At 70.5% G+C, this 14,475-nt stretch carries 12 protein-coding genes; 6 read left to right on the forward strand and 6 right to left on the reverse strand.

The window, feature by feature from the left end:
* Positions 1–47: 47 nt before the first annotated feature.
* The 3 genes from AB0G28_RS38590 to AB0G28_RS38600 all read right to left on the reverse strand — a co-directional run bounded on the left by AB0G28_RS38590 (position 48) and on the right by AB0G28_RS38600 (position 4,213).
* Positions 48–1,421: a glycosyl hydrolase family 28 protein gene (locus tag AB0G28_RS38590; RefSeq protein ID WP_361101318.1), complete on the reverse strand. Its 1,374-nt coding sequence runs from the start codon at positions 1,419–1,421 to the stop codon at positions 48–50.
* Between the two features lie 180 nt (positions 1,422–1,601).
* Positions 1,602–2,159: a hypothetical protein gene (locus AB0G28_RS38595; RefSeq protein ID WP_361101321.1), complete on the reverse strand. Its 558-nt coding sequence runs from the start codon at positions 2,157–2,159 to the stop codon at positions 1,602–1,604.
* Between the two features lie 86 nt (positions 2,160–2,245).
* Positions 2,246–4,213, reverse strand: a complete 1,968-nt coding sequence (locus tag AB0G28_RS38600) for a thioredoxin domain-containing protein (protein ID WP_361101324.1) — start codon at positions 4,211–4,213, stop codon at positions 2,246–2,248.
* A 151-nt stretch (positions 4,214–4,364) separates the two neighbouring features.
* Here AB0G28_RS38600 and AB0G28_RS38605 point away from each other — a divergent pair, with 151 nt between their 5' ends.
* The 3 genes from AB0G28_RS38605 to AB0G28_RS38615 all read left to right on the forward strand — a co-directional run bounded on the left by AB0G28_RS38605 (position 4,365) and on the right by AB0G28_RS38615 (position 10,118).
* Entirely contained in the window at positions 4,365–6,194 is a 1,830-nt protein-coding gene (locus AB0G28_RS38605) for an RICIN domain-containing protein (protein WP_361101327.1), read from the forward strand.
* Positions 6,195–6,261: 67 nt separating this feature from the next.
* Positions 6,262–7,629 carry a 3' terminal RNA ribose 2'-O-methyltransferase Hen1 gene (locus tag AB0G28_RS38610; protein WP_361101330.1) on the forward strand — a complete coding sequence of 456 codons (1,368 nt, stop codon included), beginning with the start codon at positions 6,262–6,264 and terminating at the stop codon, positions 7,627–7,629.
* Positions 7,626–10,118 carry a polynucleotide kinase-phosphatase gene (locus tag AB0G28_RS38615; protein ID WP_361101333.1) on the forward strand — a complete coding sequence of 831 codons (2,493 nt, stop codon included), beginning with the start codon at positions 7,626–7,628 and terminating at the stop codon, positions 10,116–10,118. The genes AB0G28_RS38610 and AB0G28_RS38615 overlap by 4 nt, the downstream gene beginning before the upstream one ends.
* A gap of 340 nt (positions 10,119–10,458) precedes the next feature.
* Here AB0G28_RS38615 and AB0G28_RS38620 read toward each other — a convergent pair whose 3' ends face one another.
* Together AB0G28_RS38620 and mca are read right to left on the reverse strand one after the other, a co-directional pair.
* Positions 10,459–10,788 carry a hypothetical protein gene (locus AB0G28_RS38620; RefSeq protein ID WP_361101336.1) on the reverse strand — a complete coding sequence of 110 codons (330 nt, stop codon included), beginning with the start codon at positions 10,786–10,788 and terminating at the stop codon, positions 10,459–10,461.
* On the reverse strand, positions 10,785–11,705 hold the full coding sequence (gene mca / locus AB0G28_RS38625) for a mycothiol conjugate amidase Mca (protein WP_361101339.1): 921 nt from the start codon (positions 11,703–11,705) through the stop codon (positions 10,785–10,787). Before mca ends, AB0G28_RS38620 begins: the two co-directional genes overlap by 4 nt.
* Before the next feature lie 134 nt (positions 11,706–11,839).
* Between mca and AB0G28_RS38630 the strand changes: the two genes are divergently transcribed.
* The 3 genes from AB0G28_RS38630 (at position 11,840) to AB0G28_RS38640 (ending at position 13,945) form a co-directional block, all read left to right on the forward strand.
* Positions 11,840–12,283: a DUF4307 domain-containing protein gene (locus tag AB0G28_RS38630; protein WP_361101342.1), complete on the forward strand. Its 444-nt coding sequence runs from the start codon at positions 11,840–11,842 to the stop codon at positions 12,281–12,283.
* A 196-nt stretch (positions 12,284–12,479) separates the two neighbouring features.
* Positions 12,480–12,983, forward strand: a complete 504-nt coding sequence (greA, locus tag AB0G28_RS38635) for a transcription elongation factor GreA (protein WP_361101345.1) — start codon at positions 12,480–12,482, stop codon at positions 12,981–12,983.
* A gap of 149 nt (positions 12,984–13,132) precedes the next feature.
* Entirely contained in the window at positions 13,133–13,945 is an 813-nt protein-coding gene (locus AB0G28_RS38640; RefSeq protein WP_361101348.1) for an MBL fold metallo-hydrolase, read from the forward strand.
* A gap of 28 nt (positions 13,946–13,973) precedes the next feature.
* Here the strand turns inward: AB0G28_RS38640 and AB0G28_RS38645 are convergent, their stop codons facing one another.
* Positions 13,974–14,447 carry an Lrp/AsnC family transcriptional regulator gene (locus AB0G28_RS38645; RefSeq protein ID WP_361101351.1) on the reverse strand — a complete coding sequence of 158 codons (474 nt, stop codon included), beginning with the start codon at positions 14,445–14,447 and terminating at the stop codon, positions 13,974–13,976.
* Positions 14,448–14,475 lie beyond the last annotated feature (28 nt).

Consider the following 14,475-nt stretch of genomic DNA (forward strand, 5'->3'; position numbering starts at 1 on the left):
CTACTCGTTGGTAGTAAGCCTGCCGCAGCGTCGCCGATCCCGCAGGTTCAGAGTGGCTTGCCGTTGACCGTCACATTGGTGAATTTGGCGTTGTCCACGTATTTCAGGGTGTTCGAGGTATCCGATACGCCGTTAAACGTGGAGTTCGCCACGGAGAGCCCGTGGATGTGAGCGTTCGAAAGCCCGCTGACGTCGAACGTCTTGCCGGCGATCTTCGTGCTGGAGCAGTTGCTGATCGTGAACGGGCCGAACGATGGGACGTAGCTGCCGGTCTGGCTGTTGTATGTGGACGTCACGTACACGAAGTTCCGCGCGAAGGTGCCGGAAACGCTGTCGAGGTTGATGTTCTCGGAGAACCCGCCACGCAGTGTGTTCGACTTGACGTACAGCGCGAACTTGGTGTCGCCCTTCACGGTGAGCTTGTACGCGTAGACGTTGCGGATGCCGCCGGTCTGCTCGCTGCCGCAGGTGATCGCGCCCCAGTTGCCGTTCATCACGCAGTTGACGACGACGAGGTTCTGGCACGGGACGTTCACCCGGCGGCCGTCGGCGTCCCGGCCGGACTTGATGGCGATGTTGTCGTCGTGGGCGCCCAAGTTGCAGTTGGCGATGACGACGTGGTCGCACGACTCCGGGTCGCAGCCGTCGGTGTTGCTGTGCGCGGTGCTGGGGTCGGTGCTGACGCCGTCGACCGTGACGTTGCGGCACAGCGTCGGGTGCAGCTGCCAGAACATCGAGTTCTTCAGCGTGATGCCCTGGATCAGCACGTTTTCGCAGTTGTACGGCTCGACGAACGTCGAGCGCATGGTGTGCCCGGAGCCCGGCACCACCCGCTTCTCCGGCGGGGTTCCCTTGGCCACCAGTGATTCCAGGTAGGCCCGGTCGCTGCCCTTGTTCCACGACGACGTCGCCGCGGCGTCGAGGGTGCCGGCGCCGGTCAGGCCGATGTTCTTCTCCCCGTAGGCGTAGATCATCGGCGAGTGGTTGACGCACTCGATGCCTTCGTAGCGCGTCAGGACGTTCGGGAACTTCGACGCGTCCCCGCTGAACTTCAGCACCGCGCCGGCTTCGAGGTGCAGGTCGACGTTGCTCTTGAGGTAGATGGCGCCGGTGAGGAAACTGCCGCCGGACGGCACGACGACGTGCCCGCCGCCGGCCGCGGCGCAGGCGTCGACCGCCTTCTTGATCGCCGCGGTGTTGTCGGTCTTGCCGTCGTTCTTCGCGCCGTAGCCGGTGATCGGGAAGTTGCGGTCCGGGAACGTGGGGACCGTCGTGTTCGCGACGATGTCGTTCGCCGCCGGCCACGGGAGCGCGGGAACGTCGATGCGCGGTGCCGCCGAGGCGACGGCCGGGAGCAGCGGCACCGCCGCCACCGCGAGCCCGCCCTTGATCAGCTGCCGCCGGGTGAACCTGCCGTCCATGGACACTTCCTTCACGGGAAAGACCTGGTGCGACGGCGGAACCGCGGCACGGACCGCGGGCACGACGAACTCTAGGCGGAGCACCCACCCGAGGTCCAGGCCACGCGAAGTGGGTGAAGGCCACCTTGAGGAACTTGAAGTTCCTCAAGGTGGCCTTCACGAACTTCGGCGGAAAGCGGGTCAGGCCAGGTCCGGGCCCTTCGAGCGCAGGTCGTCGACCTTGCTCATGGCTTCCCGCAGCTCGCCCAGCCAGCTGTCCGCGTGCTGGCCGACCAGGCGGACCGCCCAGGCCAGCGCGTCCGACCGGGACCGCGCCACGCCCGCGTCGACCAGGGTGTCCAGCACCAGGCGTTCCGGCTGCCGCAGGCGGGTCATCACCGGGGCCGAATGCGTCGTGAACAGCGCCGTCGTCCCGCCCTGGCGTGCTCCCCACGCGACCTTGCGCTGGTAGCGGTGTTCGGCCTGGCGGGCGATCTCGATGCGCTCGTCGCGCGTCTCCTCGCGGAACCGGCTGATCCGGCCCTCCTCGGCCGCCGCACGGGCCGCGTCGTCCGCGTACTCCTCGGTCAGCGGCGGCAGGTCGCCGACCACGATGATCTCCTCGCGGTCGACCGTGACCTGCGGCGCGCCGGTGAACCAGCCGTCGGGCAGGCGCCCGCCGAACCAGGCCGCCGCGTCGTCCGCCGGGGGCACTTCGGCCTGTTGCCAGCCGCGGCCGCCCTTCCAGCCTCGTCCCATGACTCCACCTCCGCGATTACATGATTACAACGCTACTGACGCTACGCGCGTTGCAAGCCATTCGGGACGACGTTCACCCAGGGCGATCAGAGCTGGGCGGCGAGGGCCTCCGCCGTGGTGACCGGGCGGTCACAGACGTAGCCGCGGCAGACGTACGCCGCCGGGGCGCCGTCGACCAGGGGGCGGCCGGCCAGCAGGGGGACGCCGGGAGCGTCGGGCTCGCCGGCCAGGACGATCCCGCCGCCGTGGATGCCCCGGGCGGCCGCGAGCCGCAACGCCGGGTCCGCGCCGGCCACCGCGACCTGCACCGGGCCGGCCCGCAGGGCCTCCGCGACCGACAGCCAGTGCCCGGCGAACCGCGGCACCCGCCCGGCGAGCACGCCGGCCCGCCGCAGCGCCTGCTCGGCCGCCTCCCGGTACCGGGCCGAGCCGTCGTGCCCCGCGAGCGCGGACGCCGTCAGCAGCGCCCCCGCCAGCGCGGACGCCCCCGACGGGCTGGCGTTGTCGCCCGGGTCGGCCGGGCGCTGGACCAGCGTCTCGGCGTCGTCGGCGGTGTCGAAGTACGCGCCCGGGACGTCCGGGGAAGCGAAGTGCGCCAGCGCCAGGTCGAGCAGCCGGGTCGCTTCGGTGAGCCACTTCGCGTCGCCGGTCGCCTGATGGAGGGCCAGGAAGCCGTCGGCGACGCAGGCGTAGTCCTCGAGCACCCCGGCGGATTCGCCGACGGCGCCGTCGCGCGAGCTGCGCCGCAGCCGTCCGTCGACGACGTGCACCCGCAACAGCAAATCAGCCGCCGCGACCGCCCATCCGATCCACTGTGGACGATCCAGGGCGACGCCCGCCTCGGCCAGCGCCGTGATCGCCAAGCCGTTCCAGGACGCGATCACCTTGTCGTCCCGGCCCGGCTGCGGCCGCTTCGCGCGCGCGTCCAGGAGCTTGACACGCAAGGCTTCCGGCAGGTCGCCGAACAGGCGCAACGTCGAAGCGCCCTCCTCGAAAGTGCCCTCGGGCGTGACGCCGAACAGCTCAGCGGCCGAGTCGTCACCAACCACCTCACGCAGCTGCGACGGCGTCCAGACGTACGTCAAGCCTTCGACGCCGTCGGTGTCCGCGTCCAGCGAAGACGCGAACCCGCCTTCCGGCGTCCGCAGGCTCTCGAAGAGGAACTCCGCGGTTCCGTTGGTGACGCGCCACGCCGTGGCCGAGCCGGTCCGACGCCAGAGGTGGGCGTAGAAGCGCAGCAGCAACGCATTGTCGTACAGCATCTTCTCGAAGTGCGGCACGATCCATTCGGCGTCCACGGAGTAGCGCGCGAACCCGCCGCCCAGCTGGTCGTACAGCCCGCCGCGGGCCATCGCCTGGGCGGTCTTGTCCACAAGGGACAGTGCCACCTGCGAGCCGGTCCGTTCATGGTGGCGCAGCAGGAACTCCAGGACCATCGACGGCGGGAACTTCGGCGCGCGGCCGAACCCGCCGTTGACCGGGTCCGCCTCCTGCTGGAGCTTCCCGACCGCCCCGGCGAGCACCGCTTCGTCCACAACGGACTCTTGGAGCGGCCCGGTCTGCTCGGCGAGGTGCGCGACGATCTGCTTCGCCCCGTCCAGCAGCTCGTCCGGCCGCTCCCGCCACGCTTCGGCGACGGCGGCCAAGAGCTGCCGGAACGACGGCAGGCCCGGCCGCGGCGTCGGCGGGTAGTAGGTGCCGCAGTGGAACGGCTCGCCGTCCGGGGTGAGGAAGCAGGTCATCGGCCAGCCGCCCTGCCCGGTCATCGCCTGGGTGGCGGCCATGTACACCGCGTCGATGTCGGGCCGTTCCTCGCGGTCGACCTTGATGTTGACGAAGTGCGTGTTCATCGCGACCGCGGTGTCGGCGTCCTCGAAGGACTCGTGCGCCATGACGTGACACCAGTGGCACGCGGCGTAGCCGACGGAAAGCAGGATCGGCACGTTCCGCCGCCGCGCCTCGGCGAGCGCGTCGGGCCCCCACTGCCACCAGTCGACGGGGTTGTCCGCGTGCTGGAGCAGGTACGGGCTGGTCGCGCTGGCGAGGCGGTTCATGGGTCCAGGGTCGCACCCGGGAAAACCGGGCGCGCGACGGCCGCGGGAAAACTCGCCGGGCCGCGGCAACCTTTCCGCGACCGGTGGCAACCAGGTGTTCGTCCGGCCACGCGGTCGGCGTCAGAGGCAGCGACCGAAAGAGAGCACCGACATGTCCCCTCGCCCACCCACGCCGTCACAGGCGTCCCCCGCCGGCGGCCGCGGCCGCCCCCGCCGGGGACGGCATCGCGGTCACCGGCTGTTCCGGCACCGGGGTTTCTGGGCGGCCGTCGTCCTGTCCGTCCTGACCGGCTCCGTGGTCATGGTCAGCACGGCCTCGGCGGACACCGTGGACCCGAAGTCCTGGTACGTGCTGGTCAACCGCACCAGCGGCCAGGCGCTGGACGGCTTCGCCTACGCCAGGAACGACGGTGCGGCGGTGGTCCAGTGGGGCCGTCTCTACGGGGCCAACCAGCAGTGGCGGTTCATCGACGCGGGTGACGGCTACTACCGGCTGCAGAACCGCAACTCCGGCAACGTGCTGGACGACTACCGCTGGTCGAAGACCCCCGGCTCCGCCATGGTGCAGTGGCACGACCTGAACGGCGCCAACCAGCAGTTCCGCGTGGAGAAGTCGCCGGACGGCCACGTGCGCCTGATCAACCGCTTCAGCGGCATGGCCGTCGAGGTCCCGGCCGGTTCCAGGACCACCGGGGCCCGCATCGCGCAGTACTACGACTGGGGTGGGCCCAACCAGCAGTGGCAGCTCGTCCCGGCCGGGAGTATCGACAGCTCCGGCAGCGCCACCGCGCCTACGACGCCCACCACACCGCGCACCAGCGCGGCGGCGAGCCAGGCCCCGAGCAGCACCTCTTCGGCGGCGTCGCCGACGTCGCCGGCTCCGGCCACCGACAGCGGTGCTTCGACGAGCCGGTTCATGGGCAGCAGCACGCTGCTCATCGGCGGTTCGATGAACGACGCCTCGGCGGCGGCCGCGCCGTTCGACGTGCGGTACAACTACGTGCACAGCCAGCCCGCACCCTCCTCGGAGTACTACACGGCGGCGCGGTGCAAGGCCGAGTGGTCTAGCTGGTGGGGCTGCTGGACCGGCGAAACCACCGCGCCCGGCTTCTACGTGACCTGGGGCGACCAGCACGTGGCCCAGGCCACCTACCAGGGCAAGCCGCGCCCGCAGAAGTATCTCTGGACCTGGTATTCGCTGCGCGACCTCGGGGATGCGGCGGGCCAGGGCGACGGTCCCGGCGAGGTCGTCGCCATCAACCGGACCGACCTGCTCACCCGCTACCTGAACGACTACCGCTTCTTCCTCCAGAAGATCGGCACCTCGCACGACATGATCGACATCGAGCCCGACTTCTGGGGCTACGTCCGCTCCCTCGGCAGCCCGCGCCAGGTCCCCGCGCAGGTCAAGGCCGCGAACCCGACGGACTGCGGCTCACAGGAGAACAGTGCCGCCGGCCTGGCCGCCTGCCTGGTGTCGATGGCGCACAAGTACGCGCCGAACACGGGCGCGGGGCTGCACCTCACCTGCTGGGACTGGGAGACCGACGTCCAGGGATGCGTGAAGGACTACGCGGAACTCGGCGCGAAGAACGCCGACTTCCTGGTCACCGACGTGTCGGACCGCGACGCCGGCTGGTACGCGAAGCCGGCGAACGGCGGCCGCAACACCTTCTGGACCGACCAGCAGGCCGCCGCCGCGCTGAAGTTCTACAAGACCATGGCCGAGTCGGTGGGCAAGCCCGTGGTCCTGTGGCAGGTCCCGGTGGGCAACATGGCGCAGAACAACACCATGAACCACTACCAGGACGACAAGGTGGACTACTTCTTCTCGCACCTGGCCCAGGTGGCGGACGCGCACGTCGCCGCCATCCTGTTCGGCGCGGGACAGCAGGAACAGACCACGGTCGAGACCGACGGCGGAAACCTGATCAAGAAGACGATCGCGTACCACAACTCCGGCGGGACACCGCTCAAGTAGCCGGCTGGTGACCGCGCGCCGGGAAATCCGGGCGCGCGGTCACCGCCTCCTCGGCCACACTGGGCCGGTGTTGCTGACCATCACGACGACCCGGAACCCCGCCACCGACCTGGGCTTTCTCCTGCACAAGCATCCGGAGAAAGCGCAGTCCGTCACGCTGTCGGCCGGGAGCGCGCACGTCTTCTACCCCGAGGCCGCGCCGGAACGGTGCACCGTCGCGCTGTTCGTCGAGATCGATCCCGTCGGGCTCGTGCGCGGTGGCGGGACTTCACTGACCCAGTACGTCAACGACCGGCCGTACGCGGGTGGCTCGTACCTCGCGGTCGCGCTGCGGGCCGCGTTCACGACGGCGCTCGCCGGGCGCTGCGCCGCACGTCCCGAACTGGTCGACGAGCCTTTCGACCTGGAGATCCACGTGCCGTCGCTGTCCGCGCGCGGTGGGGCCGAGGTCGTGCACAAGCTGTTCGAGCCGCTCGGCTGGCGCGTCACGACCGCGCCGATCCCGCTGGACCCGCAGTTCCCGCAGTGGGGCGAGAGTCGCTATGTCGACTTGCGGCTCGCCGGCACCCAGCGTGTCGCCGACGCGTTGCGCCACCTGTACGTCCTGCTGCCGGCCCTCGACGGCGACAAGCACTACTGGGTCGGCCAGGACGAGGCCGACAAGCTGCTGCGCGCCGGCGAAGACTGGCTCGCCGGGCACCCCGAGCGGACGCTCATCACGAACCGCTACCTCGAGCGGCGCCGCGCGGTCGTGAACTACGCGCTATCGCGGCTGGCCGAGGCGGACGACGTCCCGGCGGAAGCCGAGGCGCGGGTCACCGAGGTGCCGGACAGGCCCGAGAGCCTCGCGTCGCAGCGCCACGGCAGCGTGCTCGCCGCGTTGCGGGCCGCGGGCGCGCGGCGCGTGCTGGACCTCGGCTGCGGCTCCGGCGCGCTGCTGCGCGTCCTCGAAAGCGACCGCTCGTTCACCGAGATCGTCGGCGTCGACGTGTCGAGCAGCGCGTTGAACCTCGCGGAGAAGCGGCTGAAGGGCAGCACGCGCGTCACGCTGCGGCAGTCCGCGCTGACCTACGCCGACCCGGCGCTGAAGGGGTACGACGCCGCCGTGCTCATGGAGGTCGTCGAGCACGTCGACTCCGACCGGCTCCCGGCGCTGGAACACGCGGTGTTCGGCGTCGCGGCACCGCGCACGGTGGTCGTCACGACGCCCAACGCGGAGTTCAACCGGCTGTTCGAGTTCCTGCCGATGGGGCATTTCCGGCACGCCGACCACCGGTTCGAATGGACGCGAGCCGAGTTCCGCGCCTGGGCGGACGGCGTCGCGACCCGGCGCGGCTACGACGTCCGATACCTGCCGATCGGACCGGAGGACCAGGAATCGGGACCGCCGACCCAGATGGCGGTCTTCACCACCCAAAAGGAGGTGGCCGCGTGAAGCTGACCGTCCCCGACATGTCGCTCGTCGTGCTCGTCGGCGCTTCCGGCTCCGGCAAGTCGACGTTCGCGCGCACGCACTTCGCGCCGACGCAGGTGCTCTCCAGCGACTTCTTCCGCGGGCTCGTCGCCGACGACGAAAACGACCAATCGGCCTCGGCCGATGCCTTCGACGCGCTGCACTACGTCGCGGCGAAGCGGCTCGCGGCCGGGCGGACGACCGTCATCGACGCGACGAACGTCCAGCGCGCTTCGCGGGCGAGCCTGGTGAAGCTCGCGAAGGAGCACGACGTGCTGCCGACGGCGATCGTGCTCGACCTGCCGATCGGCGTTTGTGTCGCGCGCAATGCCGGACGGCCCGACCGCGACTTCGGCGACCACGTGATCCGGCGGCAGCGCGGCGAGCTGCAGCGGTCGCTGAAGTCCTTGGAGCGCGAGGGTTTCCGGCGCGTGCACGTGCTGCGCAGCGAAGCCGAGGTGGCCGAGGCGGAGATCGTCGTCGAGCCGTTGCGCAACGACAAGCGCGAGCTGACCGGGCCGTTCGACGTGATCGGCGACGTCCACGGCTGCGCGGCCGAGCTGGAGGAGCTGCTGGCCGAGCTGGGGTACGCCGACGGCGTGCACCCGGACGGGCGGACCGCGGTGTTCGTCGGCGACCTCGTCGACCGCGGCCCGGACACCCCGGGCGTGCTGCGCCGCGTGATGGCGATGGCGTCGTCCGGCAATGCCCTGGTCGTCTGCGGGAACCACGAGCAGAAGCTGGTGCGCGCGCTGCACGGGCGGAAGGTCAACGCCGCGCACGGGCTCGCCGAGTCGCTCGAGCAGCTCGCCGCGGAGAGCGAGGAGTTCCGGCGGAAGGCGCACGAATTCTGCGACGGGCTGATCGCGCACTACGTCCTCGACGGCGGCAAGCTCGTCGTCGCGCACGCCGGGCTGCCCGAGCGGTACCACGGCCGCGCGTCCGGACGGGTGCGCAGCATGGCCCTCTACGGCGACACGACCGGCGAGACCGACGAATACGGCCTTCCGGTGCGGCTGCCGTGGGCCCGCGACTACCGCGGGTCCGCGATGGTCCTGTACGGGCACACGCCGACGCTGGAGGCGGAGTGGGTCAACAACACGATGTGCCTCGACACCGGTGCGGTGTTCGGCGGGAAGCTGACCGCGCTGCGGTATCCGGAGCGTGAAGTCGTCTCGGTGAAGGCACACCGGGTCTGGTACGAGCCGTCCCGTCCGCTCGACGCGTCCCGGCCGCTGGGCGGCCGCGAGCCGGCGGTGCTGGAACTGGCCGACGTCACGGGCAAGCGGATCGTGCAGACCGCGCACCACGGCCGGGTCGGCGTCTCGGCGGAGCAGTCGGCGGCGGCCCTGGAGGTGATGAGCCGGTTCGCGGTCGACCCGCGGTGGCTGCTGTACCTGCCGCCGACGATGGCGCCGTGCTCGACGTCGTCCCGCTCCGGCTACCTCGAGCACCCCGAGGAGGCGTTCGCGGAGTACCGGGCGGCGGGCGTGCAGTCGGTCGTCTGCCAGGAGAAGCACATGGGCTCGCGGGCCGTCGTGCTGGTGTGCCGGGACGACGACGTCGCCTACCGGCGCTTCGGGATCCGCGGCGGCGGCGCGGTGTACACGCGGACCGGACGGCCGTTCTTCTCGGCTTCGCAGAACGACGCGCTCCTGGCGGACGCGCGGTCGGCGGCGGCCGGGCTGTTCGAAGAGCTGGGTTCCGGCTGGTTGCTGCTGGACGCCGAGCTGCTGCCGTGGAGCGTGAAGGCCGGTTCGCTGATCGCTTCGCAATACGCGTCGGTGGGGGCGGCGGCCCAGGCGGTGCTGCCGGCGGCGGTTTCGGCGTTGACGACGGCGGCCGCGCGCGGCATCGACGTCTCCGGCCTGCTGGCCAGGACGGCGGTCCGGGAGTCCACCGTGGACGCCTACCGGGCGGCCTACCGGCGCTACTGCTGGCCGACGTCGGGCCTGGACGGGGTGCGGCTCGCGCCGTTCCAGCTGCTGGCGTCCGAAGGGAAGGCGCACCACGACCGGCCGCATTCGTGGCACCTGGCGATGCTCGATCTCATGACCGGGCCGCGGTTCCAGCGAACCCGGACGCTCAACGTGGACCTGCTGGACGCCGCATCGGTCGCCGAGGGTGTTTCGTGGTGGGAGGAGCTGACGGCGGCCGGCGGCGAGGGCATGGTCGTCAAGCCGTCGGCGAACCTGACGCGAGGTACGCGCGGCCTGGTCCAGCCCGGGGTGAAGGTGCGCGGGCGCGAGTACCTGCGGATCATCTACGGCCCGGACTACACGCTGCCGGACAACCTGGAACGGCTGCGCAAGCGCGGCCTCAACCGCAAGCGCATGCTGGCGCTGCGCGAGTACGCGCTGGGACTGGAGGCGCTGGAGCGCGTCGCGCGGGGCGAGCCGCTGTGGCGGGTGCACGAGTGCGTGTTCGCGGTGCTCGCCCTGGAGTCGGACCCGGTGGACCCGCGGCTCTGAATGCGCCCCAATGAGGTTTTCTCACTGGCGGGCTGCGTGGGTCGGGCATGGCAGGCCACTCGGCCGGCTGCGGCCCGCTCATGTCTTGAACGAGTCGTTCAGGACCTGGGGTGTCCTGAACGACTCGTTCAAGACACCCGCAGCCCGCGGGATTCACGGCTGCCGCTGGCCACCGGAGCTCGCCGGGTGCAGGTAGCCGCGCGAGGCAACCCTCCTCACCACACCAGACATCGACGCTACTGAGAAAACCCCAATGTGGCGTTGGGTGCGCTCAACGCACCCAATGTGGCGTTCGGTGCGTCCAACGCACCCAACGCCACATTGGGGCGTTTGGGGCCGGCTAGTCGGACTTGGCCGGGGAGGCGCCGTTCGGCTGCTTCTTCTCCGGCTCCGCCGGGGCCTCGGCCTTGGCCGGCGGCTCGGTGGCCGAGGCCTCCTCCGCGGGCGGGTCGTCGAAGCTGGCCGGGACGCGCTTCAGGTGCTTCGTCATCGAACGGACCAGGAAGGCCACCGCGATGAGGAACAGGATCAGCACCAGGAAGCCGACCGGGGAGGACTTGCCGAAGTCCTCCCCCTGCCCGCCGTTGTCGCCGTTGCCCGGCTGCTGCGTCAAGACCAGGGCCGACGCGGTCACCGGGAGCGCCAGGCCGGCCGGCAGCGTCAGACTCATGTGTTCACCTTCTCCTCGGTGCCGTCGATGCCGGCGAACAGGTCGTCCTCCGGCAACGTGCTGTCGACCAGCGACTTGACCAGCTCGTACTCCTCGGTCGGCCAAGTCTCGCGCTGGATCTCCAACGGGACGAAGAACCAGCGGCTGTTCGGGTCGATCTGCGTGGCGTGCGCCTTCAGCGCCTCGTCCCGCACCTCGAAGTATTCACCGCACTCGACTCGGGTCGTCACCCGCTCCATCACATCGGCGCGGTCGGGGTCCCACTTGGCCAGCCACTCGGTGTACGGCGACTCGAGCCCGGCCTCCTTCAGCGCGGAGTCGAAGGCGATCATCCGGGCCTTCGAGAACCCGTGCATGTAGTACAGCTTCAGCGGCTGCCACGGCTCGCCGGCGTCGGGGAAGCGGTCCGGGTCCGGCGCCGCGTCCCACGCCGCCATCGACACCTCGTGGGTGCGGATGTGGTCGGGGTGCGGGTAGCCGCCGTTCTCGTCGTAGGTCGTGATCACGTGCGGGCGGAACTCGCGGATCACGCGCACCAGCGCCTCGGTCGACTCCTCGAGGGGCACGACCGCGAACGACCCCTCGGGCACCGGCGGCAGCGGGTCGCCCTCCGGCAGGCCGGAGTCGACGAAGCCGAGCCAGCGCTGGCTCACGCCGAGGATCTTGGCCGCGCGGGCCATCTCCTCCCGGCGGATCTCGGTCATGTTCGCCAGGACCTCGGGCCGGTCCATGGCCGGGTTCAGGATGCTGCCGGCTTCGCCCCCGGTGCACGTGACGACCAGCACCTCGTGCCCCTCGGCGGCGTAGCGCGCCATCGTGGCGGCACCCTTGCTCGACTCGTCGTCCGGGTGCGCGTGCACGGCCATCATGCGCAGGCGCGGTTTGGCGGTGTTCCTCAGCTCGTCGGCGTCCACCATGCTCCGAACGACTCCCCTTCTGCCCTTATTCCGCGACCCACCTGCGGGCCGCCCACCCAGCGGGCGGATACTCGGTGCGTACCCGCCTCTCCATTGTCCTCACGGGTACGACAAGAACGAGCAGGAGGCCCGGGTTGGCAGGCGGACCGGCGGAAACGGCAGCGCCCGTGCTGCCCGCGGGCCGGTACGGCACCGGGCGCGCGCCGACGTCGCGGCGCTGGCGCCGCTGGCTGTTCCTGGCCATCGCCCTGCTGGTCAGCGGCGTGATCGCGTGGGTCGCGTACGTCAACCTCGGCTCGGCGCCGATCGACGCCGAGCGCATCGCGTTCAGCGCGAAACCGGGCAACGCGATGGAAATCACCATCAACGTCACCCGGGACGACAACAGCCGGCCGGGCGTCTGCATCGTCCGGGTCCGCGACAAGACCGGCGCCGAGAGCGGCCGCAAAGAGCTCCTGATCCCCGCCGGCGCGAAGTACAGCAGGATGACCACGACGATCAAGAGCATCGGGGAACCGGTCACGGCCGACGTTTTCGGCTGCTCGTACGAAATACCACGCTATCTGTCAACCCCATAGCGGCCAACGGGGTGAACCGCGCGCCCAACCGCCCGGGGCGTGCGGAATTAACGGGCGTCGGCCTCTCGCGCCGTGATACTCTGACCCCTCAGCACGGCCCGCGACGGGCCGTGTTTTTCCTTTATCTCAGCCACGCGGGCACCTACGCCCGCGTGGGCCGGCTTGAACACGCAAGCCTGGCAGGCCCGACGAGGAGATGGTGACCGTGAGCGACACCAAGGTGACCTGGCTCACCCAGGATGCCTATGACCGGCTCAAGCACGAGCTCGACGAAATGATCGAGAATCGTCCGGTCATCGCCGCGCGCATCAACGACAGCCGCGAAGAAGGCGACCTCAAGGAGAACGGCGGCTACCACGCCGCCCGCGAAGAGCAGGGCCAGGCCGAAGCGCGCATCCGGCACCTCCAGGAGCTGCTGCGCTCGGCCAAGGTCGGCGAGGCGCCCGCGAACGACGGCACCGCCGGCCCCGGCAAGGTGCTCACCGTCCGGTACGAGGGTGACGACGAGGACGAGAAGTTCCTGCTCGCCACCCGCGAAGAAGGCGCCGAGGGCGAGCTCGACGTGTACTCCCCGGAGTCGCCGCTGGGCAAGGCCCTGCTCGGCGCCAAGGAGGGCGAGTCCCGCGAGTACGAACTGCCGAACGGCAAGATCCAGAAGGTGACCCTCGTCAAGGCGGTTCCGTACACCGACGCCAAGTGACCAATTCGGCCAAAGTAGGCCGCCCCTCCGAGCGGCACGCCACCATTACCACGAAGCCGTGCGGCCGTGGCTGTGGTCGGATTGGTCACCATCGGCACAGTCGCGGCTAGCGTGTTCTCCCAGGATCCACATTCTGGGAGGACTGAGTTGTGAGCACGGAACCCATCTGCCAGGCCTGCGGCATGCAGTACGCCGTGGCCCGGGACAACTGCCCGGTCTGCGAGGACGAACGCCAGTACGTCCCGCAGTCCGGGCAGCGGTGGACGAACCTCGAAACCCTCCGGGCGAGCGGTGACTACACCCCGCGCGTCGAAGAGGAGGGGCGGGGCATCATCGGCGTCGGCTCGACGCCGGGGTTCGCGATCGGGCAGCGCGCCCTGCTGGTGCGGGCGCGGTCCGGGAACTTCCTCTGGGACTGTGCGGCGTACCTCGACGACGCGCTGGTCCAGCAGGTGCGCGACCTGGGTGGCATCACCGGCATCGCGATCAGCCACCCGCACTATTACACGACGATGGTGGAGTGGGCGCACGCGTTCGACGTGCCGATCTACCTGCACGAGGCCGACGAGCAGTGGATCGGCAGGCCCGACCCGGCGGTGAAGCTGTGGTCGGGCACGACCCTCGACGTCGCCGACGACCTGCGCCTGATCAACCTGGGCGTGCACTTCACCGGCGGCACGGTCCTGCACTGGCCGGACGGCGAGGAGGGCCGCGGCGCGCTGCTGTCCGGCGACATCGTGCAGGTGATCCCCGACCGCACGCACGTCGGCTTCATGTACAGCTACCCGAACCTCATCCCCGAGCGGCCGCACGTCGTCCGCCGGGCGGCGGAGCTCCTCGCGGGCTACCAGTTCGAGGCGATCTACGGCGCGTGGTGGGACCGGATCGTGCGCACCGACGGCTACGAGGTCGTCCAGCGCTCGGCCAAGCGCTACCTGGCCCACGTGATCGACGAGGCTTAAGAGAGAGCTTTCACGTGAAAGCTCCGCGTCAGCCCCGCGCGGTCCGCTCCAGCAGGGGGCGGACCCGCGGCGGCACCGGCGTCGACAGCGCGATCGACGTCGACGTCCGCAGCACGTCCGGGACGCCGACGACCTCGTCGATCACCCGCTGCAGGTCGTCGTTGCCGCGTGCCACCATCCGGACGAACAGGTCGCCCTGCCCGGTCGTCGCGTGGACCTCGCACACCTCGTCGATCGCCGACAACGCCTCCGCCACCTCCGCCCGGCGGCCCTGCGCGATCTCCAGCACCGCGAACGCCGTCAGGCCGTAGCCCATCGCCGCGAGGTCCAGCTCCGGCGGGAAGCCGCCGAGGATGCCGCGCTCGGTCAGGCGGTCGAGGCGCGCCTGGACCGTGCCGCGGGCGACGCCGAGCCGGCGCGCGCACTCCAGCACGCCCAGCCGCGGCGAATCGGTGAGCAACAGCAGCAGGCGCGCGTCCAGGGCATCCAAGTTCTCCGGCATGCACAGATTGTCCATGATGACCGCCGAA

It is taken from the genome of Amycolatopsis sp. NPDC021455, assembly GCF_040640995.1.
In the GTDB taxonomy this organism is placed as follows: domain Bacteria; phylum Actinomycetota; class Actinomycetes; order Mycobacteriales; family Pseudonocardiaceae; genus Amycolatopsis.